The sequence below is a fragment of the Vogesella sp. genome (genome assembly GCF_046297735.1).
Classification (GTDB): domain Bacteria; phylum Pseudomonadota; class Gammaproteobacteria; order Burkholderiales; family Chromobacteriaceae; genus Vogesella; species Vogesella urethralis.
Map to the genome: position 1 here is coordinate 46629 of NZ_JBKBHK010000017.1, position 23415 is coordinate 70043.

Consider the following 23415-nt stretch of genomic DNA (forward strand, 5'->3'; position numbering starts at 1 on the left):
CGACCGAAACCCACTCTCATGCGCGAACTCAGACAATGCCTGCTCGTTCTGGCCTGGCTGCCGGCACTCAGCGCCAGTGCGGCGGAGGTGCGCCTGGCGGTCGGCCTGCCCAAACCCCCTTATGTCGAGGCGGGTGGACAAACCGGGCTGGAGTCGGCGCTGGCCATCGCGGTACTCAGCCAAGCGGGCCATCAGATCAAAGTGGTCCAGGTACCCCAAGCTCGCGGCCTGGCCATGCTCAAAGAAGGTCAGGTAGACGCGATGCTGACACTGACGCCGGCTACCAGTGAAGGGCTCTATTACTCGCAGCCGCTGATCTACTACCGCAATCGCGCCATCACCTTGCAGCGCAGCGGTGTGGTGTTGCTACAGGTAAGCGACCTGGCACGCTACACCGTGGCCAGCTTCCAGAACGCCCGGCTGCTGTTCGGTAACGAGTTTGCCGCCGCAGTCGCCCGGTCACCCGGCTACAGCGAACATGCCGATCAGGACACGCTGAACCGGCTGCTGCTGAACCGTCGCGTCGACGTCATCGTCGGCGACGAATACATCTTCCGCGCCAACCCTACCCAGACCGACCTGAACGGCCAGCGCTTCAATATCGTCAGCTATGCGCTGTTCGGCAACTCGCCGCGCCACGTCGGCTTTGCCAGCCAGACGCTGCGCCAGCAGTTCGACGCCGCACTGCTGAAGCTGAAAGCCAGTGGCGAATACGAGCGCATCAGCCAGTACTACCGCCAGCGCTACCGGCTGCCGGCCACGCCATAAGCGAAAAAGCCACCTCTCAAGGTGGCTTTTTTGCATATAAACCGGCGCTCAACGCTTGCGGCGCTTGCCGGCGGCCAGGTCGGACAACACGCGCGAGGCGGCAAACAGGCCAAAGCTGGCGGTCACCACCACGCTGGCGCCAAAACCGGCGCACGACAAACCCTGTGGCCCGCGCGCCTCCGCCGTGTCGCAGGCCTGCGCCTGCGGGTACACCAGCGGCTCGGTGGAGTACACGCAGGTCACCCCCAGCTTGCGGCCCGGCTCGCGGCTGAAACCGTGATGGCGGCGCAACTGGTAACGCAGCTTGGACAGCAACGGGTCTTCGGTGACGGCGCCCAGGTCGGCAATGGCAATACGGGTGGGGTCCATCTGGCCACCGGCACCGCCAGACACGATAAACGGCTGGCGCTGGCGCACGCACCACGCCGCCATCGCCGTCTTCACGCGCAGGCTGTCGATACAATCGACGATGTAGTCGAAGCCCTGGCCCAGCATGGCGTCCAGGTTGTCTTCGGTAACGAAGTCTTCCACCTCGGTCACCACGCAAGCCGGGTTGATGGCGCGCACGCGCTCGGCCAGCGCCGTCACCTTGGCCATGCCGTACAGCGGGTCTAGCGCCGGCAACTGGCGGTTGGTATTGGATTCGGCAATATTGTCGAGGTCGATCAGCGTCAGCCGGCCCACGCCGCTGCGCGCCAGCGCCTCCACCACCCAGGAGCCCACCCCGCCCACGCCCACCACACATACGTTGGCCGCAGCAAAGGTTTGCAGCGCGGCGTCGCCGTACAGGCGGGCGATACCGCCAAAGCGGCGATCCAGATCGGCTTCCATGCCAGACTCCCGTCAAAAAACGGCCAAGCATAACCAAGCTGCGCCCGGCGCACCAGCGCGTTACCACTTGTTAGTAAAACTAAAAGAACTGGGGCATCGCAGCACGCGCTTTGCTAAACTCTTTGCATGGCCACCGGCGAAGGAGCAGGCGTTGAGCACCCGGGCAATACAAAAGAATTCCACCAGCGAACTGGCCGGCTTCGTGCGGCTGAACGAAGGCATCAAGGGGGTGGTGCTGATCGCGTTCCAGATCAACATCATGGCGCTGAACGCCATCCTGCTGGCGCACCGTGCCGGCGAGGTGGCGCTGGGCTTCGGCGTCATCTCCAAGGAGCTACGCAGCCTGTCGGTGGAGCTGACCGGGCTGATGCAGGAGCTATCCAAGGACGCCTACCTGGCGGTGAACCTGATCTCCGACCTGCTGCGCCAGGAACGCCGCTACCGCCTGCTGAAGAAGGCCACCGACCTGGTTGATAACCCGTCGCCGGCATTGCGCGACGTGATGACGCGACGCGAGGCCGAGTTCGAGCAAGTGAGCCTGCGCGTACGCGACGTGCGCCTGCGCCTGCTGGACCGGCTGGAAGACGCGCGCAAGCTGTGCCAGTTCGGCACCGCCATTTCCCGCTCGGCCAAGATCGAAGCTGCCTACGGCCGCGAATACGGCCGTGCGCTGGCCGAGGTCAGCCAGGAATTCGACCAGAAAATCCAGAACATCCTGCCCTCGATCGAGGCGCTGTGCACAGGAATGCAAAGACGATGAAAACGGCCCAGACCATTTTTCAGGACGGCAGCCACCGTTGGGTAGTGATTGCCCGCGACCCGTCCAAACCCGACTGCGTCATCGATACCAACGAATACCTGGTCAGCCGCGAAGGCGAAAACCTGCTGACCGACCCGGGCGGCAGCGAGATCTTTCCGGCCGTGTTTGCCGCGCTGTCCACCATCATCGACCCGATGTCGGTACGCTACCTGTTTGCCTCGCACCAGGACCCGGACATCATCTCGTCGCTGGGCCTGTGGCTGGAATGCAACCCCGAGATCCGCTGCTACGTCAGCCGGTTGTGGAGCAGCTTCATCCCGCACTTTGGCGGCGACGAGCACTCGCTGACCGCCATTCCCGACGAGGGCATGGGCATGCCACTGGGCAGCGGCCATATCGAGTACGTGCCGGCGCACTTCCTGCATTCGTCCGGCAACTTCCACCTGTACGACCCGGACGCGCGCATCCTGTTCAGCGGCGATGTCGGTGCCGCCTTGCTGCCACCGGAAGACGATGTCCTGTTCGTGCGCGACTTCGACAAGCACATCCGCCACGCCGAAGGCTTCCACCGCCGCTGGATGGGCTCCACCGAAGCCAAGCTGGACTGGTGCGAGCGCGCCAGCCGCATGAAGATCGACATGCTGTGCCCGCAACACGGCAGCATCTACCAGGGCGACGACGTGATGCGCTTCATCAACTGGTTTGCCGAGCTGCCCATCGGCCTCAGCACCTTCCGCCACCGCCGCTAGGCCAGGCGCCCATCGCGGGCGGGTGCCGGCAAATGCAACTTGCAATAAATCCGGCACATTCCTAAGTTGAAGAACCTCCGCTGCCAGCGGAGGTTCTTGTCTTTTACGGGAGACCGCCTGATGAAGTCACCGCGCTTTGATATCGATCTGGACAAGCACTACAAGGCCACCGTGGTCATAGAGTGCCCGGCCTGCGGCCACGAAAACCACCAGCACCTGTCCAGCCTGCAACCCGACTCCGCCCTGGCCTGCACCTGCGGCCACGACATCAGCCTGGGAGCGCAGGGCCTGCAAAGCGCCCTGGACAAGGCCGCCGCCATCAAGGCGGCCTACCACATCAACGCAGCCTGAACACTGTTTTGCCAAAATCCCCTTCATGCAGCCGGCCTGCGGCTGGCACAATCGGGTAACCCCCGGTCCATTCCAACGGCAACCTCCGGGTTGCCGTTGTGCATTGCACCGCCCCACCGTTCCCCTTGTGCCCAGGAGCCAGCATGTCCATCGTCATCGATCTGCGCAGCGACACCGTTACCCACCCCACCCCGGCCATGCGCCAGGCCATGGCCAACGCCGTGGTCGGCGACGACGTCTACGGTGACGACCCCACGGTACACGAGCTGGAAACGTTGGCCGCACGCCTGCTGGGCAAGGAAGCCGCGCTGTTCGTACCCAGCGGCAACTTCGGCAACCAGCTGGCGCTGTTTACCCACTGCCAGCGTGGCGACGAGGTGATTCTGGGCGACGACTGCCACATCGTGTGGCACGAAACCGGCGGCGCCGCCGTCATTGCCGGCGTACAGCTGCGCACCATCGCCAGCGATAACGGCGTGCTGCCCGCCGCCGAGGTGAAAAAACGCATCCGTGACGGCGAAGACATCCACTGGCCGCGCACCGGCCTGATCTGCCTGGAAAACGCGCACAGCAACGGCCGCGTCATTCCGCTGGCCGACATGGCCGCGGTGTGGGACGTAGCACAACAGCACGGTGTACCGGTGCACCTGGACGGCGCCCGCGTGTTCAACGCCGCCGTGCACCTGGGCTGCGACGTCAGCGACATCACCCGCTACAGCGATACCGTGATGTGCTGCCTGTCCAAAGGCCTGGCCGCGCCAGTAGGCTCCATTCTGGCCGGCCCGGCCACCTTCATCGCCCGCGCCCGCAAAAACCGCAAGCTGCTGGGCGGCGGCCTGCGCCAGGCCGGCGTACTGGCCGCGCCCGGCCTGCTGGCGCTCACCGAGATGGTGGCCCGCCTGCCGGAAGACCACGCCAACGCCCGCTACCTGGCCGCACAGCTGGCCGCCCTGCCCGGCGTGGAAGTGAACCTGGACAACGTGCACATCAACATGGTGTGGTTCCGCCTGCCCGCCGCGCTGGATAACAACCGCCTGATGGCGGCACTGGCCGCGGCCAACATCAAGGCCAACGGGCCAGAACACGGCCTGATGCGGCTGGTGACGCACTGGCAGGTTGGCCGCAGCGAGCTGGACCGCGTCGTCGCCGTATTCGCCAGCGTGCTGGCCGCATGACGCTCACCGTTGCGCTGGCGCTGTTTGCCGCCGCCTTCGCCGCCGGCGGCCTCAACGCCGTGGCCGGTGGCGGCACGCTGATTACCTTCCCCGCGCTGGTAGCGGCCGGTGTGCCGCCCATCGTGGCCAACGCCACCAGCTCGGTATCGCAATGGCCCGGCTACGTGGCCAGCAGCCTCACCTTCCGCCGCGAACTCGCCGGCCAGCGCGCCATGGCGGGCATGAGCGCCGCCAGCCTGCTGGGCGGTCTGGCCGGCGGCTGGCTGGTCACCGTGGTATCGCCCCGGCTGTTCGACGTGCTGATCCCGTGGCTGATCCTGCTGGCCACTGCCATGTTTGCCTTCAGCGCCACGCTCACGCGCTGGATGAGCCAGCACGCGGCCAACGTGGGCCGCAGTACCGGCGCGCTGCTGCTGGGGCAGTTCGTGGTCAGCATTTACGGCGGCTTTTTCGGCGGCGGCATGGGCATCATGATGCTGGCGCTGTACAGCCTGTTTGCGCTGGATACCCTCACCCGCATGAACGCGCTGAAAACCTGGCTATCGGTGCTGATCTCCGGCGTAGCGGTGCTCACCTTCATCGTGGCCGGCCTGGTGGACTGGCCCGCCGCGCTGGTGATGCTAGCCGGCACCGTCTGCGGCGGCGTCGCCGGCGCACGCCTCGCCCGCCGCCTGCCGGCGCTGTGGCTGAAGCGGGTGGTGGTGGCGCTGGGCAGCGTGCTGACCGCCGCGTTTTTCTGGAAGGTGTACGGCTAGGCACGCGGCCAAGCCCTCAAGCTTGGCCGCCGCCTCATGCAGCGTCGCGTTCGGCAAACACCTCTTTCGCCGCCAGTACCGCGTTGATGGCCGCCGGGAAACCGGCGTACACCGCCATCTGCGTCAGCACCGCAATCACCTCGTCGCGGTTGCAGCCTACGTTCAGTGCACCGTGTAGATGCACCTTCAGCTGTGGCGTGGCGTAGCCCAGCGCGGCCAGCGCCGCGATGGTAGCGATTTCGCGCTCTTTCAGCGTCAGCACGTCGTCCTGATATACCTCGCCAAACGGAAAGGCAATGGTGTACGCGGCCAACGCCGGGGCCACGCCTTGCAGTACATCGATGACGCGCTGGCCGGCCTCGCCATCCACTTGCGCCAGCCGCGCCAGGCCCCGCGCGTAGCGGGTGGCGCCGTCATCCGGCTTCGCAGGTGCCAGCGGCGGCAGCGTGGTCAGCGGCCAGTGCTGCAGCAGCCGGGTAAGGCCGCGCGCCTGGTAGGCCACGGTATGCGCGGCGGCGTGGTGGGCAGCAAAGGCGTCAGCGTCGCGGAAGCTTTCCAGCAGCCAGAAGCCGGCGGCATCATCGGTTTGCTGCAGTAGCTCGAAGCGCAGGCAGCCGGGCTCGCGCCGGGTGTGCCAGCACAGCTGTTGCAAGGCCTGGCGCGCCTCGTCGACGGCCACGCCATCGCACAGGCCCAGGCGAGCGATCAGTTGATAGGGGAGTGTGGTAGCTCTGGCAGCAGCGGTCATGGCGCAGTCCTGTCTGGTGGGGCCCAACCGGGGTGGCTGTAGCCATGCTGACAGCGTAAGGCCGGCAATTACCCGCTACAATCCAGGCTATCTTTCTTGCTTTACTGAGCCAAATTCACCAATGACACCACCGCTGAACGAGCTGTACGCCTTTGCCTGCGTGGCACGCCACCGCAGTTTTCGCGCTGCGGCGCAGGAGCTGGGCGTCAGCGCGTCGGCGCTCAGCCACAGCCTGCGCCAGCTGGAGGCGCGGCTGCAGGTGCGCTTGCTACACCGCACCACGCGCAGCGTCACCGCCACCGAAGCCGGTGAAGCGCTGCTGGCGCGGCTGGGGCCGGCGCTGGGCCAGATTGGCGATGCGCTGGAAGCGGTCAACGACTATCGCGCCCTGCCGCAGGGCCTGTTGCGGCTGAACGTGCCGCGCACCGCGGCCTACCTGCTGCTGATGCCGCTGCTGCCGGGCTTTCTGCAGCGCTACCCGGGTATTCAGCTGGACGTGGTATGCGATGACACGCTGGTGGACATCGTCAGCGCCGGTTTCGACGCCGGCATGCGCTTTGGCGAAACGCTGGCTGCCGACATGGTGGCAGTGCCGGTAGGGCCGCCGATGCGCTTTGCCGTCATCGCCAGCCCTGGCTACCTGGCGCAGCACGGCACGCCGCAACACCCGGCCGAGCTGGCGCGGCACGCCGGCATCCGCCACCGTTTCGGCAACGGGCCGCTGTACGCGTGGGAGCTGGCCAAAGACGGCGAGGCGCTGACGGTGCAGCCGCAAGGGCAGCTGACGCTGGGGGAACAACCGCTGATGGTGGAAGCCGCCGCCGCCGGGCTGGGAATTGCGCTGGTTTTTGAAGGCTACGCCGCGGCGGCGCTGGCCGACGGCCGGGTCACCCGCATTCTGGCCGACTGGTGCCCGGCCATGCCGGGGCTGTACCTGTACTATGCCAGCGGCCGCCACCTGCCGCAGGCCATGCGCTTGTGGATCGACTACCTGAAGGCCGCGCTGGCGGCTTAATGCCAGTCAGTTAGGCAAATGTGCTTGGTTTGCAAGTAGCAGGACGTGAGTGAAGCGCCCCATCCCGTTGGCGCGAGCCGGTCAAAATGGTGCGCCCCAGGTTTTAAGACGCCGATTTGTTTGAGCCCCGAGCCGTTAGAGAGGGGCGAGTTCGGCGGCGCCTGGGGCGTGCCATTTTGAACGGGGTTTCGAGCAGCCCCGGGTTGCGGGGGAATGAAAAGGGGGCGGCAATCCGCCCCCTTTCCCGTCTGCCGGGCGGAACCGGCATCTAATCATCGTCCGCATCGCGGACACATTAGCACTCTTCAAACACAACAAACCCCTAGCCAAAAAAAACGCCAGTCAGCGCTAACTGACTGGCATTACGCTGGCGGCCAACCTTTAAGGCAACACCAGCGGCAGCGGGGTGCTATCGGTGAGCTTGCCGGCCAGCGGCGAGGCGGGGTCGCTTTCGTCCTGCAGCAGTGCCTTCTGCGCCGCCGACGGCCGGCCCAGCCACAGCTGGCTGCCGTCTTCGCGGGTGTAGCGCGCCACCAGTTGCTGGCGGCGCGGCTGGTACAGCACCAGCAGCTGGTGCGGGCAGTTGTGCGGCTGGCACACGCTGCCGCGCAGGTACAGCTCCGCCCCTTGCTGGATGGGCAATAGCGGCGACATCACACCCGCAGCCACCCAGGCGGGGGCCTTGTTGCCACTACCGCGAAACACGGCCTGCACGGCAGTGCGAAAGGCACGATCGCCGCTGTACACATCACCAAAATAGGCACAAGCCGCCTGCGTCTTGCAGGTGGCCGCCTGGGTGGCCGTCACCGGCTTGGCCCATAGCGGGCTGGCGGCCAACAAGGCGGCCACGATCAGGATGGTTTTCTTCATGGCAAGCTCCGGTAGCTGCGGGGATACCTGCATTATGCCAGCAGCCTTCGCCGCTGCCTTCCCTGCGTGCGCAAACTGCCGCACAATCCGCCCATTGCTGCCTTGCGGCCAACCCTCTGCCCTGCCCCGATGACCCCACACACCGATGATTTTGCCTGGCTGGAAAGCCTGGACGACGCCGCCGCCCTGGACTGGGTAGCCGCCCAAAACGCCGCCACCCGTGCACGGCTGGACACCGACCCGCGCTTTGCCGATTTGCAAGCCAGCATTCTGGCCAACCTGCGCGACACGCGGCAGATTCCGTTCTTTGCCGAGCACGACGGCTGGCTGTACAACTTCCATCAGGACGACGCCCACCCGCGCGGCATCTACCGCCGCACCACACTGGACAGCTACCGCGCCAACGCCCAAGACTGGCAGACGGTAATCGACATCGACCAGCTGGCCGCCGACGAAGACGTGGACTGGTACCTGGACGGCGTGTCGCACTACACGCTGCAGCCCACGCGCGTGCTGCTCAGCCTTACCCCCGGCGGCAGCGACGCCACCGTCAGCCGCGAGTACGACCTGAACGCTGGCGCCTTCGTGGCCGGCGGCTTTGCCTTCCCCTACGGCAAAAACCACATCGCCTGGCGCGACCTGGACAGCGTGTTCGTGTGCCCGGCCTGGGACGACAGCCAGCTCACCCGCGCCGGCTACCCGCGCGAAGTATGGCTGCTGCAACGCGGCCAAAGCTGGGCCGACGCGCAGCCGCTGCTGCAGCTGGACGAAGACGCGATGATGGTGGCCGCGTGGCGCTTTCTGGACGCGGCCAACCCGCTGGCAGCCGGCGCCATCACCGCGTTCGACATCATCGAAGCGTCGGACAGCTTTTACAGCAAAACCTATTACCTACTGAGTGGCGATAGCCTGATCGCGCTACCGTTGCCGCCGCGCGCCGAGATCGAGGCCTATAGCCACGGCGACCTGATCGTCAAACTGGCGGAAGACTGGCACTTTGCCGGCCAGCATTACGCCGCCGGCAGCCTGCTGGCGGTAGCCTGCGCCGCCGGTAGCGGCCAGCTTGGCCGCATCCAGCCGCTGCTGCTGCCTGGTGCCCGCCAGTCGGTAGAAATGGTGGAAGCCACGCTGGACCTGCTGGCCATCATCGTCATCGACAACGTCAAAAGCCGGCTCGATACGCTGCGCTGGGCCGACGGCCACTGGCAGCCGCACGCCAACCCGCTGCCGCAAGGCGGCGTGATCGAGTTTGCCGACCAGCCGTGGCACAGCAACCTGCTGTACTACAGCTACAGCGATTTCCTCACCCCCGCCGGCCTGTACCGGCTGGACCTGCTGGCGGGCGGCCAGCCCGAGGTGCTGCGCCAGCAGCCGGCGGCGTTTGACGCCAGCGGCTACGTGGCCACCCAGTACCACGCCAGCGCGCCGGACGGCACCGCCATCCCCTACTTTGTGGTGCACCGCGCCGGGCTGGCGCAGGACGGCAACGCGCCGACGCTGCTGTACGGCTACGGCGGTTTCGAAGTGCCGATGATGCCCTACTACATGGACAACTTCGGCCCGCAATGGCTGGAAAAAGGCGGCGTGTTTGCGGTAGCCAACATTCGCGGCGGCGGCGAGTTCGGCCCGGCCTGGCACCAGGCAGCGCAGGGTGTGAACCGCCAGGTGAGCTTTGACGACTTCATCGCGGTAGCCGAAGACCTGATCGCGCGCGGCATCACCCGCCCGCGCCGGCTGGGCATCGAAGGCGGCAGCAACGGCGGCCTGCTGGTGGGCGCCTGCCTGACACAGCGCCCCGAGCTGTTTAACGCGGTGGTGTGCGAGGTGCCGCTGCTGGACATGCTGCGCTACACGCAGCTGCTGGCCGGCGCCAGCTGGGTGGACGAATACGGCGACCCGGACGACCCTGCCGAGCGCGCCGCGCTGGCCGCCTACTCGCCCTACCACCACGTACGTGGCGACGCCGCCTACCCGCTGGCGCTGTTTACCACCAGCAGCAAGGACGATCGCGTACACCCGGCGCACGCGCGCAAGATGGTGGCGCGTATGCAGGCGCTGGGCCACGACGCGCTGCTGTTTGAAACCGAAGGCGGCGGCCACGGCGGCAACACCGGCCAGGCGCAAACCGCCGAAGAACTGGCGCGGGTGCTGGTTTACCTGTACCGCCAGCTGATGGATTAGGGCCATGACCACAACGAACCCGCAACTGACCCTGCGGCTGGCCGAGCCGCGCGATGCCGCCCGCTGTTACGCCATCGAAATCGGCGCCTACGAAGGTGACGAGGCCGCCACCGCCGAAAAAATCGCGCTGCGCATTGCGCAGTACCCGGCCGGTTTTCTGGTGCTGGAATGCGATGGCGAGCTGGTCGGCTTTATCAACAGCGGCTGCGCGCACCAGGTAGAAATGGCCGACGAGGCGTTCAAGGAGCTGATCGGCCACGACCCGGCGGCAGCCAACGTGGTGATCATGTCCGTCGTCATCGACCCGGCCTACCAGGGCCGCGGCTACGCCGGGCTGCTGATGCGCAGCTTTGTGCAGCGCATGCAGGCGGCCGGGAAGCAAGCCATCCACCTGATGTGCAAGCCGCAGCACGTGGCGCTGTACACGCACCTGGGCTACCAGTACGTGCAGCCGTCGGCCTCGCTGCACGGCGGCATGCAGTGGCACGAGATGGTGATGCCGCTGGGCCGCTAGGCGCACGCGCTGGCGCAGCAAAGACAAAGCCCGCTGGCAGTGCCAGCGGGCTTTTGCGTCGCGGGGCCGGTTGGCCGCAGCGGTGTCAGGCTTTCTTCACGAACTCCGACTTCAGGCCCATCTGGCCGATGCCGTCGATCTTGCAATCGATGTCGTGGTCGCCGTCCACCAGACGGATGTTCTTCACCTTGGTGCCCACTTTCACCACCAGCGAGCTGCCTTTCACTTTCAGGTCCTTGATCACGGTGACGCTGTCGCCGTCTTGCAGCAGGTTGCCGTTAGCGTCGCGTACCACGCGGGCTTCTTCGGCTTCCACGGCGGCGGCGCCATCTTTGGACCACTCGTGCGCACACTCCGGGCAAATGTAGAGGCTGCCGTCTTCGTAGGTGAATTCGGACTGACAGGCCGGGCAGTTCGGGAGGGTGCTCATGCGATTCCTTTCGGGTTTGCCTTACTGGCAAAAGGGGCATTATCCCTCGTTGGCTAGCGCTACCGCAAATCGGGCCTCTCTTCGGGCTGCGGCGATACCTCGCCGTCATGCGGCCAGACTAAGCGGGCACGCCATCACGGGTTTCGCCGCGACCGCGATTACGGCACCCACCAGTAGCGCACGGCATGGAAGAACACGGGCGCGGCAAAGATCACCGAGTCAGTACGATCCAGCATGCCGCCGTGGCCTTCTATCATGTGGCCCCAGTCCTTCACCCCACGGTCACGCTTGATCGCCGACATCACCAACCCGCCAAAAAAACCCATCACACAGATCAGCAAAGCCATGGCGGCGGCTTGCCACGGCGTAAACGGCGTGATGCCGTGCAAGGCGGCGCCCAACAGGGTGGCACTACCCACACCGCCCAGTAACCCTTCCCAGGTTTTGGATGGCGACAGCAGCGGCGCCACCTTGCGCCGGCCGAACAGCTTGCCCCACACATACTGCAAGACGTCGCTGCCTTGCACCACGATCACCAGAAAGGCGATCAGCATCAGGTTGCGTCCATCGAAACCGGGTATCGGCAAGGTAAGCAAAGCCGGTACGTGGCTAATGCAGAACACGCACACCATCAGCCCCCACTGCACCTTGGATGCCCGCTCCAGGAAGCGCTGGGTATCGCCCCCGGTGGCCGCCAGGATGGGCAGCAGCAAGAAGGCATAAACCGGAATGAAGATAGAGTACAAGCCATACCATTCTATCCACACCAGAAAGTACTGCAGCGGCAAGGCAATGTAGAAGGCCGCAGCCATGGCGGTATGGTCGGCGCGGCGGGTATAGGCGAGGGTTAGAAACTCGCGCAGCGCGTAGAACGACACCAGGAAAAACAGCAACACCACGCCGGTTTTACCTTGCAGGAAAGCCAGCGCCAGCACACCGACCATCACCCACCAGGCATTGATGCGCGCAGTGAGGTTGTCGATGACGGCATGCGGCTGGCCGGCGGCAACCCGCCACTTGAGCAGGGCGGCAATGGTGGAGGCCAGTAGCAGCACGGCGGTCACGCCGGTAAACAGCCAGCCGGTCGGGCTGAGCCAAGTGGACATGATGGCAAGATTCATGGGCTTTACTCGGAAGGCGATACGGCCGGCGCCGTGTCACGGTCATAGACCGGCCGCAGGTCCAGCAGGGCTTGTCGTGCCCGCTGCAAGAATGCGGGTTTGTTTTCGCCCGGCAGCAATGGCAGTGCATCGCCAAAACGCACGCTGCAGGCCAGCGGTACGGGCAACAAGGCGCCCTTGGGCAGTACCCGCTGCAGGTTGTCTATCCAGACCGGCACAAACTGTACGTCGGGAAAGGCCAGGCTCAAATGGTAAATACCGCTCTTGAACGGCAACAGGCTGGCATCGCCGGTATTACGGGTGCCTTCGGGGAACAGGATCAGCGAATGCCCCGCGCGCAAGGCCGTGGTCATCTGCGCCAGCGGGTCGGCACTGCCGTTGCCATCGCGGCGGATCATCAGCGCATGGAACACGTCGCCACCGATAAAGCGACGCAGAGGCGAGTGCCCCCAGTAGTCCTGCCCGGCTACCGGCCGCGTCTGCCGCCGCCGCGCGGCGGGCAGAGCCGCCCATAACAGGACGAAATCACCATGACTGGTGTGATTGGCAAAGTACACCGTCTGCGTGGTGGCCGGGGCGCTACCCTGGCTGCTCAGCGCCCGCAGCCCGGTGATCAACCGGGCGCCGCTGACAATCAGCTGCCGCACCACGGCGGCCACGCCGCGACGCAGCAATATACAGGCCGCAGCCACCGGGGCAGCACTAGCAGCAGGGGGGGAGCCGGTCGATTCGGACATGATGGCGCTCACACTATCTCAACAAACACAATCACGATGACTGCAAGCACTTGCAGCATCACCAAAAGCACATAACCCTGCCACAAGCGCTTTGCCCCCTGCAGCCGTGACGGCCAGTCGCGGGGCACAGCAGCCTCCGCACGCAGCCCCAGCCGCGCCAGTGCCTGATCCAGCGCCGTCAGGTCAGCCAGCTGCTGCGTTCCCAGCTGGCGAAACAGTGTTTCGTCCAATGCCAGCCGCAGCGCAAGATAGCGCTCGCCCAGACCTGTCAGCAGTACTGCAAACCAGCCCGCGCTGGCGGCCCACGGGCCGGCCAGGCCGCTTGATAGCGACCACAAGGCCAGCAGGCTGCACGCCATCGCGCACGGTCCCAGGCTGCGCAGGCTGGCCCCCAGCAACCCTTGAAGTACCAGCGCCTCGGCACGCCACGACGCGTCGGGTAGCGGGCTCATGGCGGTTCTCCGCTATCGGGAGTGCGCCGCATGCTGGCCAGCGCCGCCAACCAGGCCGGGCCAAGCACCAGTTGTGGCCGCGCTTGCCGGGTTAGGGCCAGGGCCTGTACCACATCAAGGGCAGGTTGGTAGCGCAACAGCCAGGCCATCACCGCCGCCGCACTGCGCGAAAACCCCAGTGCGCAACATACCCACACCGTGCCATCGGGGTGGGCATGCCTTTGCGCCTGCACCATCCTCGCCATACGGCCCAGCTGTTGCGGGCTGGCCGCCACCAGGTCCAGCAGCGGCAGGCAACGGCTACGCTGCCTGACGGCCGCCGGCAAAGGCAGTTCGGCACACAGGCTTACCAGCGCCGGTTTGCCTGCGGCCAACCATTCGGCCTCGCTGGGGCGGCGACCCAGCCATAGCCCCGGCCGCACCTCTACCCGGGCCGGCAGTTGCCGGGTCCACCAGCAGGCATTGACGCGTGCCGCCAACAGGTAAGGTGCCAGCAAGCAGCGCGCCGACCAGTGCATATTGCCGTGGCGATCCATGCGAAAGCCACGGGCCCCAAGGGCAACATAGTTGAGTGCCACGATGCACAAGGACACTGCTGGCCACACCAGCCACAGCGCCACACCCCCAGCACCGAATGCACACGCCAGCAGCAAGGCAGCGCCAGTGGCGTAACAGGCGGCCAACTTCAGGCGTTGCCGGTCAGCACGGACACGCCAGCACGACCACAACGCCGGCTGGGGTGACAGCGGCCACAGCCACACGCACAACACGCCCAGCAAGGCGCCGGTAGGAATATCAATGAAGTGATGCTGGTAGGTGGTCAGTACCGATACGCAAATGGCCAACGTCCACAGGTGCAACACCCAGCGTTGCCATACCCGCGGCGTAAACTGGCGGTACCAGTCCCACAGGATGACGGCCAGCGCGATGTGCAGTGACGGCGCCTGGTTGAATGGCTGGTCAAAACTGCGCAAGGCCGCAAACAGCCACCCTGCCGCCCCGTCCGCCGCTGGCTGGCCAAAGCTGAACTGCAGTGGCCACAACACAAAGCAGCTGACTGCCACCGCTTGCGCGGTGAGCAGGCGGGCAGCATGGCGGTCGATACGGTGCCGGCTACGGCTAAGAAACAGCGACAGGCCATAAAACAGGTTGATGGACCAGTACGGGAAGATGGTCCAGTCCACAAACGGTATCTGCCGCTCCCAGTCAAACACCACCGACGGCAGCGTGCCGTTGGCCGCACGCTGCGCTGCCAGCCAGTTGGCCAAGCCATAACTGAGGTAGAACAGCGGCGCCAGCAGCGCCAGCCAGGCTGCCGCACGCCGCCACGGCCAAACGGGTTGCCGAATGGTCATGGCGCCTCACGTACCGCCAGCGACACGGTGAAAATGCCCCACTGGTCGATGCGCTGCGCCACCTTACGAAAGCCGGCAGCGGCAACCAGCTGGTCCAGCTCGGCCTGCGAACGGCGGCGCATTACCCAGGCCTGGCCCTGGCGATGGCTGGTGAGCGCCCGGGCAATCATCTCCAGCTGCGGGTGCCACGGCTGGCCGGTATACACCAGATAGCCCCCCGGCGGTACGGCGGCAGCCACACCCGCCAGCGAGCGGGCAATCATTTCGTTGTCGGAAAACAGTTCGTACAAGCCCGACACCGTTACCAGCGTTGGCCGCGGCGAAACGGCGGCGATGGCAGCGCGATCAAAGGCATCAGCCTTCTCGAAACGTACCAGCTGTTGCAAGCCGCGCTGCGCAATCAGGGCCTGGCCATCCCGAACGTTAATGTCGCTATAGTCGCGCAACAATACCGACACCACCGGGGCCGGGCTGTCCGCAATAGCATCCAGCACGTAACGGCCATGGCCGGCGGCAATATCCATCAGCCGGACCTGTTGCCCGCCACTGGCCAGCCGCTGCATGCCCTCGCGCAACAAAGCCTCCACATGCAGCTTGCGCTGGCGTATGCCGCGCCAGCCTATCGAATCCAGATAGATGCGGTCCACCAGCCGCCCCAGCGGCGAGCAGCCACGAGCCTGGTTGCGGTACACATAATCCAGCGTACTGCCGGAATCAAAGCCGGTCTGGTGCCCCAGCCGTACCCCCTCGGACAACACGCCACCCAAACGCAGACCGGCACGCGTCAGCGCCCAGTACAGCCCACGTGGCGACAGCAGCGGCAAGGGCCGCGCCAGTGCACGGGCTTCGTCTGCCGTTGCACCGTACTGGTCGGCCTGATGCAAGCACACCGCCTCGGCCGGGGTATCGAACTGGCGCAGCAAGAACTGGCGCACGGCCTGTACTGCCGGCGCCCGGTCACGCTCGCCCAGCGTATCGTGATAAAAACCCGGCAGCGGCAGATAGTGCTTCACCGTACTGCCCAACCGTGCGAAAAACTGCTTCTGCGGGCGCTGGTGCACCACAAAGTCGGCCCCTGACACCAGCAGCTGGGTGGGGCAGACGATGGCCTGGGCGTCAGCCACGACCCGTTCGGCCGCGCGGTACAAGTCCAGCAGGATATTGACGGCAATCGGTCGCGTGATCAGCGGGTCGGTATCGTAGCTGGCCATGCGCTGCGGGTCGTGGGTGAGGAACCTGGCCTTCACGTAGCTGTTAACAAAAAACAGGCCGCGCAATTTGTGCAGCAGCGCCAGGCCCTGACGGGCAAACGGCACGTACAGCTTGACCTTGAAGGCCGGCGAGGCCAGCGTCATGCCACGAATGTTCGGCGCGTAATCGTGTACCCAGGTAGAAACCAGTACCGCACCGACACTCTGCGCAATGATGTACTGATCTGCCACGGCCACACCGTGCTGCGCCGCGATGTGATCAACAAAGGTCTGCACGTCCCTTACCGAATCGGCAAAACCCGGGCTGTAGCCGCGCAAACCGGGCGAGCGGCCATGGCCACGCGCATCCCAGGCAAAAAAGTCGAAATCGGGCAGATCAAGCTCGTCCACCAGATGCGCCATCCGGCCGCCATGCTCATGACCGCGATGGAACAGCAGCACCGCACCACGCCGCTGCGCACCCGTTGCCGGCCAGTGCCGGTAGAACAGGGCCTCGCCATCGTGGGTGGTGAAATGGCCTTCGCAGGCAAGCCGGCTGGTCATCATGACATTCCCTTCATTGACTCTGTGCAGAAGAGGTCGCCCCTTCCTGCAAGGCAAAACGTACGCGCCGCACGATGGTGAGCGCAATCAGCAAGGCCAGCAGCGGCATCAGCAGGGCCAGCCACGCCGGCAACGGCCAGCCAGTAGCCACCAGCAGACCCAGCGCACCAAACACCACCGCGCGGTCGCTCTTGCCCATCGGCCCGTCGTAACGGCGGCTAGCGCCCACGGTCGGCCCCAGCGCACCGGCAAATTCGGATAACCCGGCCAGCACGATGACCAGCCCAAGCCAGAACGGCGAACCGGGCAGTACCCAGACAAAAGGCAGGTACAGGGCCGCATCGGATAACACATCGGTCAGTTCGTTAAGCATGGCTCCCAGTGCCGACTGCTGGCCGAACTCGCGCGCCAGCATACCGTCCACCGCATTGCACGCCATGCGCAGCAGCAGCCAGACCGGCACCAGCACGAACAGCCAGGGCGCCGGTGCCAGTACAAACAAGGCCAGGCCCAGCAGCAGCGACACCAGGCAGGCAAACAGCGTTACCTGATTGGCAGTCACCCCGCGGCGATACAGTGCGGCCACCGCAGGCCGCAGCAACTGCTGGAACGCCGGTTTAAGCTTGTAGACAGACACCCAACCCTCCTAGAGATACAGGCAGCGGCCACAGCAGCGCCGACCCTGGTGCTCGAATCATGCCGATATAATAACGGGCACCGCAACAAACCGTGAGCGGCGATAGGGTGACATCGGCAATGACGTGCCCATTTCGATAGATTTAAAAATCGAAGAACGCATCTGGCACCGTTATGGCCAGCCTGCACATGAAAAGCCCAGAAGCATATCACCGGGCTACCCTCATTGGCCATCCAGCCCAGCCCCTAGCCCAGGTTGGCCGCAACGGTTGCCAGCTGGTTCGGAACCCGCACCGGTATCAGCAGGTCATAGCGCACACCGCTACAGCCAGCCTGCAGCGCCCCGACCAACCTGCCCCCAGCCCACCGCCACAGCATGCGTTTTGTCCGCCTTACCTGCCTGTTACTGGCCCTGATGTTGCTATCGCTACAAGCCATGAGCCTGGCCCATGCTGGCGGCAGCTGCGCCGATGCCGGCTTGCGTGGCTGCGTGCAGAGCTGCGCCGGCAAACTCAACGGCGAGGCGGAGCTGGCCGCGGGCGATGAAGACTGCTGCGCCCTGCACGCCGGCCCGCAACCAGCAACCCAGACCGCATTGGCAGCCATTTTCATCCCCCCGCAACAGGGCCAGGCCCCACCAGCCTTGGCCATGCGTGTCATCGCGCCCCCCATCCGCCCCCCCCGCCGCCTGACGCCTGACGCCTGACGCCCTTGCACCGGCTATAGCCGGCGCGTCATCCTCACCGTTGCCAGCATGCTGGCCACGGTGCGTCTGTATTCTGCCCAAGGCATAGCCATGACTTTTCTAACACCTGCCACACCGGTGCAGCCCAGCCCTAGGGCTTGGTTCCTGGTCTTTGCCGCCTGGCTACTGGCCACGCTGGCCACCCTTGGCGCCCTGTTTTTTGGCGAAGTAATGCTGCTGCCCCCCTGCGTGCTGTGCTGGTACCAACGCATCTTCATGTTTCCGCTGGTACTGCTACTGCCACTGGGGCTGTTTCCCTACGACCACAAAGTAGCGCGCTACGGCCTGGCGCTGGCCGTACCCGGCAGCCTGATCGCGTGTTTCCACCTGCTGGTGACTGCTGGCGTCATCCCCGAGGCCATGCAGCCATGCAGCCAGGGCGTGCCGTGCTCGGTCACCGTCATCGAGTGGTTCGGCTTCGTCACCATCCCGCTGCTATCAGCCGCCGCCTTCCTCACCATTAGCGCTTTGCTACTGGCAACCCACTTACGAGCATGCAAATGAAACCGAAAACCCTATTCATCGTGGCCGCTATCGTCTTGCTGTCCGGCTTTCTGGCGGCAAGCGCCTTCTACCAATCGCAGCAGCGCGAACAGGCTGCGCAGCAGGCCAGCGTCAACCGCGAGGCACTGGTACGCATGCACTCGCCAGCGCTGGGCAACCCCAATGCCCCGGTGGTGCTGGTCGAGTTCTTCGACCCAGCCTGCGAAACCTGCCGCGCCTTTTACCCTTTGATCAAGGAGATGATGGCGGCCAACCCCGGCAAAATCCGCCTGGTACTGCGCTACGCCCCCTTTCATGCTGGCTCTGACCAACTGGTGGCTGCGCTGGAAGCAGCCCGCCGGCAAGGCAAGTATTGGGAAGCAATGGAAGCCTTGCTAGCCGCGCAAGATGATTTGGCGCGCAACCATAGCGTGGATAAAGAACGGATCTGGGCACCGTTGGCCGCAGCGGGGTTGGACCTGGCCCAACTGAAAAGCGATATGGCCGCACCGGACATCGCTAACGTCATCGCCCAGGACCTGGCAGATGCGCAAACCCTGCAAGTGCGCAAAACGCCGGAGTTCTTCGTCAATGGCCGGCCATTGCCAAGCTTTGGCCATGCCCAGCTGCAAGCGCTGGTAGCAGAAGAAATCGCCAAAGCCAGCCGCTAAAACCAGCTCCAACGACAAAGGCGGGCTGCCAGCTGGAACCCGCCTTTGTCTTGTCTGGCCACAGTGTCGATAAGGCGCATGCTCGCTGCCTGGCAAACCGGACCCGCCCGGCGCGCATCCAGTGGGGATATACACCGCGTAGTCGTCTCCCCATCGGCAATGATGCGACCAGGCGCTACTTCTACCCCGACTCAGGCGCCGCGACGCAAAGCCGCCATACCGGCAAAATAGCTGCGCATGATGCGGCGCATGGACGGAGCCGTGTCTTCACGCGCCCAGTCGCGCTGCAGCTCGCCCGCCAGCCCGATAACAGAAATCGGTACGGCACCGGCCTGCACCATGCGCTGCATCGCCGCCTCGTGCGCCGCCAGCGATACACCGCCGATGGCATCGGCGACAAAGTAGACCTCGTAGCCCTCGCGCAGCGCGTCCAGCACCGGGAAAGCCACGCAGATCTCGCTCCACAAGCCGGCGATGATCAGCTTGCGCCGCCCGGTCTGCTCGATCGCAGCACGAAATGCGTCATCCTCCCAAGCATTCATGCTGGTACGGTCGATTTCCGGTACGCCAGGCAATGCGGCCAACAGCTCGGCATTGGTACCACTCATGCCGTGCTGCACAAACACCGTGGACAGCACCACCGGCACAGCATACGCGGTGGCAATCTCGCCCAGGGTGGTGACGTGCAGCAGCAGCTCGTCGTGGTCAACGGAGTGCACGCCACGGTACTGCTCGGGCTGGTAGTCGATCAGCGCCAGCACCGCGTTCTGAGGGGTCAGCAAGCTGTCGGTTTGCGGGGGACGGGGGCGAGTAGCGGTGGACATGAGCATCTCCTCAGACACCGGGCATTACAGCACTGCGCAGTAAGCTGACAGTGGCTGCCGCTGCCGGCCCGGCGCGCGGCAGACGGCCCAGACATGCTATGCCGGATGACAGCGTTCGATAAAAGCACTGCCCCTTAACCATCAGCATGCCCCTCTCGCCCCACCGCACTAGCTTGGCATGGCTGCAGCACGGCTAGCGTGTCAGTGTGGCCCACACCCGGTGCGGCGAGTGCCCCCCTGCCCGCACCATGCGTATCCACAGCAGCGTCATGTGCTCCAGATGCAGCGCCTGCGCCAGGCCACCCACGTCCAGCGGCTGCCAGCCCAACTGCGCGATCAAGCCGGCCACCAGCGTCTTGGCAGTAGCCTCTTCGCCGCAATACATCATCACCGGCTGCACGTTGTAGCCGGGGTAGGTGTTGTTCTCGAAGTTCTCGTAACCATAGATGGTGAACGCCTTCACCAGGCGCGACGCCGGCAACGCTTGCTGCAGCAGCGCCGTACCGGACTGCCGGCTATCCAGGCCATGGCTGAGGCCGGGGCCAACCGGGTTGGTGCAATCCACCACCACCTTGCCGGCCAGCGCCTCGGCCAGCGTTGGCAACAGCGTGGTGGCCACGCTGAACGGGGTAGCCAGAAACACCAGCTCGGCGGCCGCGATGGCGTCGGCCTGGCTGGCCACCTGCAAGGCCGGGTTGCGCGCCAGCGCGTGTTGTACGGCCGGTGAACCGGGGTCGCGGGCCGCCAGCGTGACCTGGTGGCCCAACCGCTGCAGCTGGTCTGCCAGCGGGGCGCCAACATTGCCATAACCGATAAACGCAATACGCATGTTCTGCTCCTGAAGAAAAACGTTAGCGGCCCAGGGCCTCGATCACCAGCCGCGCGGTGGCCTCGCCGGAAAAGTTTTGCTGCCCGGTCACCAGGTTGCCGTCGCGCACGGCAAAGCTGCGCCAGGCACCGGCCTGCACGAAATTGGCCCCCAGCGCCTTCAACCGGTCTTCGATGCGCCACGGCATCACGTGCGTGCCGCGCGGCAGCAGGCCGTAGTCCCACACCGCCTGGTCGGCAAAATCCTCTTCCACATTGGCAAAGCCGGTTACCGTCTTGCCGCTGGCCAGGTAACGGCCATGGCTGTCTTTGACGTAGGCCAGAATGGCCACGCCGTGGCACAGGGCAGCGGCAACCTTGCCGGCCTCGTAAAAAGCGGCAAACACGGTGTGCAGCGCGGTGGCGTGCTCGAAGCCGAACATCGGCGCCTGGCCGCCAGCCACCACGATGGCGTCGAAGTGCGCCAGGTCGATGTCGGTAACCGGCCGGGTAGCTTGCACCTGCGCCAGCAAGGACGGGGTATGGATGAACCCCTGACTGATCAGGTCGTGACGGCTGTAGCCGCTGGCATCGTTGGGGTCGCTCATGGCGTCGGCTTCGCAGCGGCCGCCTGCCGGGCTGAAGATTTCCACCGCGTAACCGGCTTCGGTAAACACGTGATAGGGGTGGCTGAGTTCGCTCCACCAGAAGCCCACCGGCCAGCCGGTGGTAGTGGAAACGGCCGGGTTGGCGATAACCAGCGCAATGCGCTTGGGCTGGGCAGGCTGGCGGGGATTGGTGTCGTGCAAGCTCATCACACACTCCTTGAACAGGGGAGCGCACAGTGTGCCCGCTTGCGTTTATCCAGATAAATCAGGCCAAATGGCACTCTCTGTTGCCGGAATCATCAACAATGGATTTCTACGCCCTGCAGGCCTTCGTCAAAGTGGTACAGCTGGGCAGCTTTACCCGCGCTGCCGACGCGCTGGGCACCCAGAAAGCGCACTTGTCGCGCGTAATCAGCCAGCTGGAAAGCTCGCTGGGCGTGCGGCTGCTGGCGCGCACCACGCGGGCGCTGTCGCTCACCGAAATCGGCCGCGAGTTTTACCAGCGCGCGCAGGCCATCCTGGCAGCGGTGGACGATACCCGCCACGCCGTACAACAGGCACAAGGCGAACCGCGCGGCACACTGCGGCTTACCTGCGGTGTGGAGTTTGGCATGATGGCGGTCAGCCGTTGGCTAGAGCATTACCTTGGCCAGTATCCGCAGGTGACGGTAGACGCCGACTACACCAGCAGGCTGGTCGACATCGTGCACGAGGGCTTCGACCTGGCCATCCGGCTGGGGCCGCTGCCCGACTCGTCGCTGGCGGCGCGCAAGCTGGGCGAGCTGCAATACGGCCTGTACGCAGCCCCCGCCTACCTGGCACGCAGCGGCCAACCCGACAGCCCGCAAGCGCTGGCCGGGCACCCGCAGCTGGTTTTCAGTGGCGGCCGCCACCAGGGGCAATGGCAGCTGCACCACGATGGCCGCCACGTCAGCCTGACACTGCAACCACGCCTGCGCGCCAACAATGTGTTTGCCCTCAGCCAGGCCGCCGCCAGCGGCCTGGGCATCGCCATGCTGCCGCTGCTGGTGGCCGCCCCCGCCGTAGCCAGTGGCAGCCTGCAACGGGTACTGCCCGCCTGGCAGCCGGACAGCGTGCCGGTACACGCGCTGTTTGCCAGCGCCCGCTACCTGACGCCCAAAGTCCGCGCCTTTATCGACCTGGCGGTAGCCGACATGCAAACGCCGCCCACCCCCTGACCGGAGCCACCATGCGTCATCTGCTCATCCCCCTGCTTGCCTGCATCGCGGCCAACGCCAGCGCCGCGCCCTGCCAACCCGATACCCCCGTCGGCAGCTGGTGCGACACCGCGCTGGCCGCGCTGCACCCCACCCAGGGCGGCATCGGCCAGCTGCAGGTAGACGACGAAGCCACCAGCCTGCGGCAGCTGTCCGCCGACAAGCTGGCCGCACGCATCCGCAAAAAGGCCATCCCGGTGGTGATCGGCCCCGGCGGCCAACTGTATCTGGTAGACCGCCACCACTTTGCCAGCGCGCTGCTGCGCGTGGGCGTGCGCCAGGCACCGGTGCAGGTGATCGGCAAGCTACCGCAGGCCGACGGCTTCTGGGCGCAGATGCAGGCACGGCACTGGGCCTGGCTGTACAACCAGCAAGGCCAGCCGCTGGCGCCGGCGCAACTGCCCGCCACGCTAAGCGCACTACCCGACTACCCGTACCGCAGCCTGGCCGGCTGGCTGCAGGACGACGGCTACTTCAGCAAAAAAGACGACGTGTACTTTGTGGAATTTGCCTGGGCCAGCTGACTGGGCAACAAGATGGGCTGGGCCGACGTCACCGCCGCCACATTGCCGGCACGGCTGGCGCAGGCGCAACAGCTAGCCTGCAGCCCCGAGGCCAGCACACTGCCCGGCTACCCCGGCAAGGCGTGCAAGGAAATGTAACGATGTAGAGTGGGCAAAGCGCAGCGTGCCCACCAACTCATCTGCATGATGTGGTGTAATGACCCACTAAAAACCTGCACAGGTCATAATTCACACAGGAGCATGTGATGAGTATGACCATGGAAGACGACATCAAACGCTGGACCGCCAAGCGCAAAGCCGCGCTGGTGATGGA

27 protein-coding genes and 1 pseudogene are annotated in these 23415 nt (G+C 65.3%); 15 read left to right on the forward strand and 13 right to left on the reverse strand.

The features are described 5' to 3' along the window. Nucleotides 1-18: 18 nt before the first annotated feature. A complete protein-coding gene (locus ACK4FZ_RS15615) occupies nt 19-768 on the forward strand; it encodes a substrate-binding periplasmic protein (RefSeq protein WP_409822392.1) in 750 nt (249 codons plus the stop codon). A 48-nt stretch (nt 769-816) separates the two neighbouring features. On the opposite strand, the gene tcdA is transcribed toward ACK4FZ_RS15615, so the two are convergent. After that, nucleotides 817-1599, reverse strand: a complete 783-nt coding sequence (gene tcdA / locus ACK4FZ_RS15620; protein ID WP_144373758.1) for a tRNA cyclic N6-threonylcarbamoyladenosine(37) synthase TcdA — start codon at nt 1597-1599, stop codon at nt 817-819. A gap of 151 nt (nt 1600-1750) precedes the next feature. Here tcdA and ACK4FZ_RS15625 point away from each other — a divergent pair, with 151 nt between their 5' ends. The 5 genes from ACK4FZ_RS15625 to ACK4FZ_RS15645 all read left to right on the forward strand — a co-directional run bounded on the left by ACK4FZ_RS15625 (nt 1751) and on the right by ACK4FZ_RS15645 (nt 5389). Next, nucleotides 1751-2359, forward strand: coding sequence for a methyl-accepting chemotaxis protein (locus tag ACK4FZ_RS15625; protein WP_409822394.1), 609 nt, complete (start codon nt 1751-1753; stop codon nt 2357-2359). After that, nucleotides 2356-3108, forward strand: coding sequence for an MBL fold metallo-hydrolase (locus tag ACK4FZ_RS15630; RefSeq protein WP_409822396.1), 753 nt, complete (start codon nt 2356-2358; stop codon nt 3106-3108). The genes ACK4FZ_RS15625 and ACK4FZ_RS15630 overlap by 4 nt, the downstream gene beginning before the upstream one ends. A 120-nt stretch (nt 3109-3228) precedes the next feature. After that, nucleotides 3229-3459 (forward strand): hypothetical protein, encoded by a 231-nt coding sequence (locus ACK4FZ_RS15635; protein WP_409822398.1) that lies wholly within the window; start codon nt 3229-3231, stop codon nt 3457-3459. A gap of 143 nt (nt 3460-3602) precedes the next feature. Beyond that, on the forward strand, nt 3603-4634 hold the full coding sequence (gene ltaE / locus ACK4FZ_RS15640; RefSeq protein ID WP_409822400.1) for a low-specificity L-threonine aldolase: 1032 nt from the start codon (nt 3603-3605) through the stop codon (nt 4632-4634). Beyond that, a complete protein-coding gene (locus ACK4FZ_RS15645; RefSeq protein ID WP_409822402.1) occupies nt 4631-5389 on the forward strand; it encodes a sulfite exporter TauE/SafE family protein in 759 nt (252 codons plus the stop codon). The genes ltaE and ACK4FZ_RS15645 overlap by 4 nt, the downstream gene beginning before the upstream one ends. A gap of 34 nt (nt 5390-5423) precedes the next feature. On the opposite strand, the gene ACK4FZ_RS15650 is transcribed toward ACK4FZ_RS15645, so the two are convergent. Next, nucleotides 5424-6137, reverse strand: a complete 714-nt coding sequence (locus ACK4FZ_RS15650) for a carboxymuconolactone decarboxylase family protein (RefSeq protein WP_409822404.1) — start codon at nt 6135-6137, stop codon at nt 5424-5426. 121 nt (nt 6138-6258) lie between these two features. On the opposite strand from ACK4FZ_RS15650, the gene ACK4FZ_RS15655 reads away from it, so the two are divergent. Further along, nucleotides 6259-7152: a LysR family transcriptional regulator gene (locus tag ACK4FZ_RS15655; protein ID WP_409822406.1), complete on the forward strand. Its 894-nt coding sequence runs from the start codon at nt 6259-6261 to the stop codon at nt 7150-7152. A gap of 381 nt (nt 7153-7533) precedes the next feature. Here ACK4FZ_RS15655 and ACK4FZ_RS15660 read toward each other — a convergent pair whose 3' ends face one another. Continuing rightward, complete coding sequence (locus tag ACK4FZ_RS15660) at nt 7534-8022, reverse strand: Ivy family c-type lysozyme inhibitor (protein ID WP_409822408.1); 489 nt, start codon at nt 8020-8022, stop codon at nt 7534-7536. A 129-nt stretch (nt 8023-8151) separates the two neighbouring features. Here ACK4FZ_RS15660 and ACK4FZ_RS15665 point away from each other — a divergent pair, with 129 nt between their 5' ends. Then, on the forward strand, nt 8152-10203 hold the full coding sequence (locus ACK4FZ_RS15665) for a prolyl oligopeptidase family serine peptidase (RefSeq protein WP_409822410.1): 2052 nt from the start codon (nt 8152-8154) through the stop codon (nt 10201-10203). Between the two features lie 4 nt (nt 10204-10207). After that, nucleotides 10208-10717: a GNAT family N-acetyltransferase gene (locus tag ACK4FZ_RS15670; RefSeq protein WP_409822412.1), complete on the forward strand. Its 510-nt coding sequence runs from the start codon at nt 10208-10210 to the stop codon at nt 10715-10717. An 85-nt stretch (nt 10718-10802) separates the two neighbouring features. On the opposite strand, the gene ACK4FZ_RS15675 is transcribed toward ACK4FZ_RS15670, so the two are convergent. From ACK4FZ_RS15675 to ACK4FZ_RS15705, 7 genes are all read right to left on the reverse strand, one after another. Continuing rightward, a complete protein-coding gene (locus ACK4FZ_RS15675; protein WP_144373771.1) occupies nt 10803-11147 on the reverse strand; it encodes a zinc ribbon domain-containing protein YjdM in 345 nt (114 codons plus the stop codon). Between the two features lie 158 nt (nt 11148-11305). Beyond that, on the reverse strand, nt 11306-12268 hold the full coding sequence (locus ACK4FZ_RS15680; protein WP_409822414.1) for a phosphatidate cytidylyltransferase: 963 nt from the start codon (nt 12266-12268) through the stop codon (nt 11306-11308). Nucleotides 12269-12273: 5 nt separating this feature from the next. Next, on the reverse strand, nt 12274-13005 hold the full coding sequence (locus ACK4FZ_RS15685) for a lysophospholipid acyltransferase family protein (protein WP_409822416.1): 732 nt from the start codon (nt 13003-13005) through the stop codon (nt 12274-12276). 8 nt (nt 13006-13013) lie between these two features. Next, entirely contained in the window at nt 13014-13457 is a 444-nt protein-coding gene (locus ACK4FZ_RS15690) for a hypothetical protein (protein WP_409822418.1), read from the reverse strand. Beyond that, nucleotides 13454-14812, reverse strand: coding sequence for a phosphatase PAP2/dual specificity phosphatase family protein (locus ACK4FZ_RS15695; RefSeq protein ID WP_409822420.1), 1359 nt, complete (start codon nt 14810-14812; stop codon nt 13454-13456). Before ACK4FZ_RS15695 ends, ACK4FZ_RS15690 begins: the two co-directional genes overlap by 4 nt. Continuing rightward, a complete protein-coding gene (locus tag ACK4FZ_RS15700) occupies nt 14809-16569 on the reverse strand; it encodes a bifunctional alpha/beta hydrolase/class I SAM-dependent methyltransferase (protein WP_409822422.1) in 1761 nt (586 codons plus the stop codon). The genes ACK4FZ_RS15695 and ACK4FZ_RS15700 overlap by 4 nt, the downstream gene beginning before the upstream one ends. A 10-nt stretch (nt 16570-16579) precedes the next feature. Next, on the reverse strand, nt 16580-17203 hold the full coding sequence (locus ACK4FZ_RS15705; RefSeq protein ID WP_409822423.1) for a CDP-alcohol phosphatidyltransferase family protein: 624 nt from the start codon (nt 17201-17203) through the stop codon (nt 16580-16582). 375 nt (nt 17204-17578) lie between these two features. Between ACK4FZ_RS15705 and ACK4FZ_RS15710 the strand changes: the two genes are divergently transcribed. From ACK4FZ_RS15710 to ACK4FZ_RS15720, 3 genes are all read left to right on the forward strand, one after another. Beyond that, nucleotides 17579-17908, forward strand: a complete 330-nt coding sequence (locus tag ACK4FZ_RS15710) for a hypothetical protein (RefSeq protein WP_409822425.1) — start codon at nt 17579-17581, stop codon at nt 17906-17908. A gap of 90 nt (nt 17909-17998) precedes the next feature. Beyond that, entirely contained in the window at nt 17999-18451 is a 453-nt protein-coding gene (locus ACK4FZ_RS15715) for a disulfide bond formation protein B (protein WP_409822427.1), read from the forward strand. Next, a complete protein-coding gene (locus ACK4FZ_RS15720; protein ID WP_409822429.1) occupies nt 18448-19101 on the forward strand; it encodes a DsbA family protein in 654 nt (217 codons plus the stop codon). The genes ACK4FZ_RS15715 and ACK4FZ_RS15720 overlap by 4 nt, the downstream gene beginning before the upstream one ends. A gap of 191 nt (nt 19102-19292) precedes the next feature. Here the strand turns inward: ACK4FZ_RS15720 and ACK4FZ_RS15725 are convergent, their stop codons facing one another. The 3 genes and pseudogenes from ACK4FZ_RS15725 to ACK4FZ_RS15735 all read right to left on the reverse strand — a co-directional run bounded on the left by ACK4FZ_RS15725 (nt 19293) and on the right by ACK4FZ_RS15735 (nt 21547). Further along, a complete protein-coding gene (locus ACK4FZ_RS15725; RefSeq protein ID WP_409822431.1) occupies nt 19293-19925 on the reverse strand; it encodes a hydrolase in 633 nt (210 codons plus the stop codon). 193 nt (nt 19926-20118) lie between these two features. Further along, nucleotides 20119-20760, reverse strand: a pseudogene (locus ACK4FZ_RS15730) (NADPH-dependent F420 reductase); the annotation flags it as partial. Between the two features lie 16 nt (nt 20761-20776). Further along, the gene (locus ACK4FZ_RS15735; RefSeq protein ID WP_409822433.1) at nt 20777-21547 is read right to left on the reverse strand and encodes a type 1 glutamine amidotransferase domain-containing protein; all 771 of its coding nucleotides are present in this window, start codon (nt 21545-21547) and stop codon (nt 20777-20779) included. 98 nt (nt 21548-21645) lie between these two features. Here ACK4FZ_RS15735 and ACK4FZ_RS15740 point away from each other — a divergent pair, with 98 nt between their 5' ends. The 3 genes from ACK4FZ_RS15740 to ACK4FZ_RS15750 are packed head-to-tail and all read left to right on the forward strand — an operon-like array spanning nt 21646 to nt 23240. After that, the gene (locus ACK4FZ_RS15740; RefSeq protein ID WP_409822435.1) at nt 21646-22539 is read left to right on the forward strand and encodes a LysR substrate-binding domain-containing protein; all 894 of its coding nucleotides are present in this window, start codon (nt 21646-21648) and stop codon (nt 22537-22539) included. Between the two features lie 11 nt (nt 22540-22550). After that, complete coding sequence (locus ACK4FZ_RS15745; protein ID WP_409822437.1) at nt 22551-23102, forward strand: ParB-like protein; 552 nt, start codon at nt 22551-22553, stop codon at nt 23100-23102. 12 nt (nt 23103-23114) lie between these two features. After that, nucleotides 23115-23240 (forward strand): hypothetical protein, encoded by a 126-nt coding sequence (locus tag ACK4FZ_RS15750; RefSeq protein ID WP_409822439.1) that lies wholly within the window; start codon nt 23115-23117, stop codon nt 23238-23240. Nucleotides 23241-23415 lie beyond the last annotated feature (175 nt).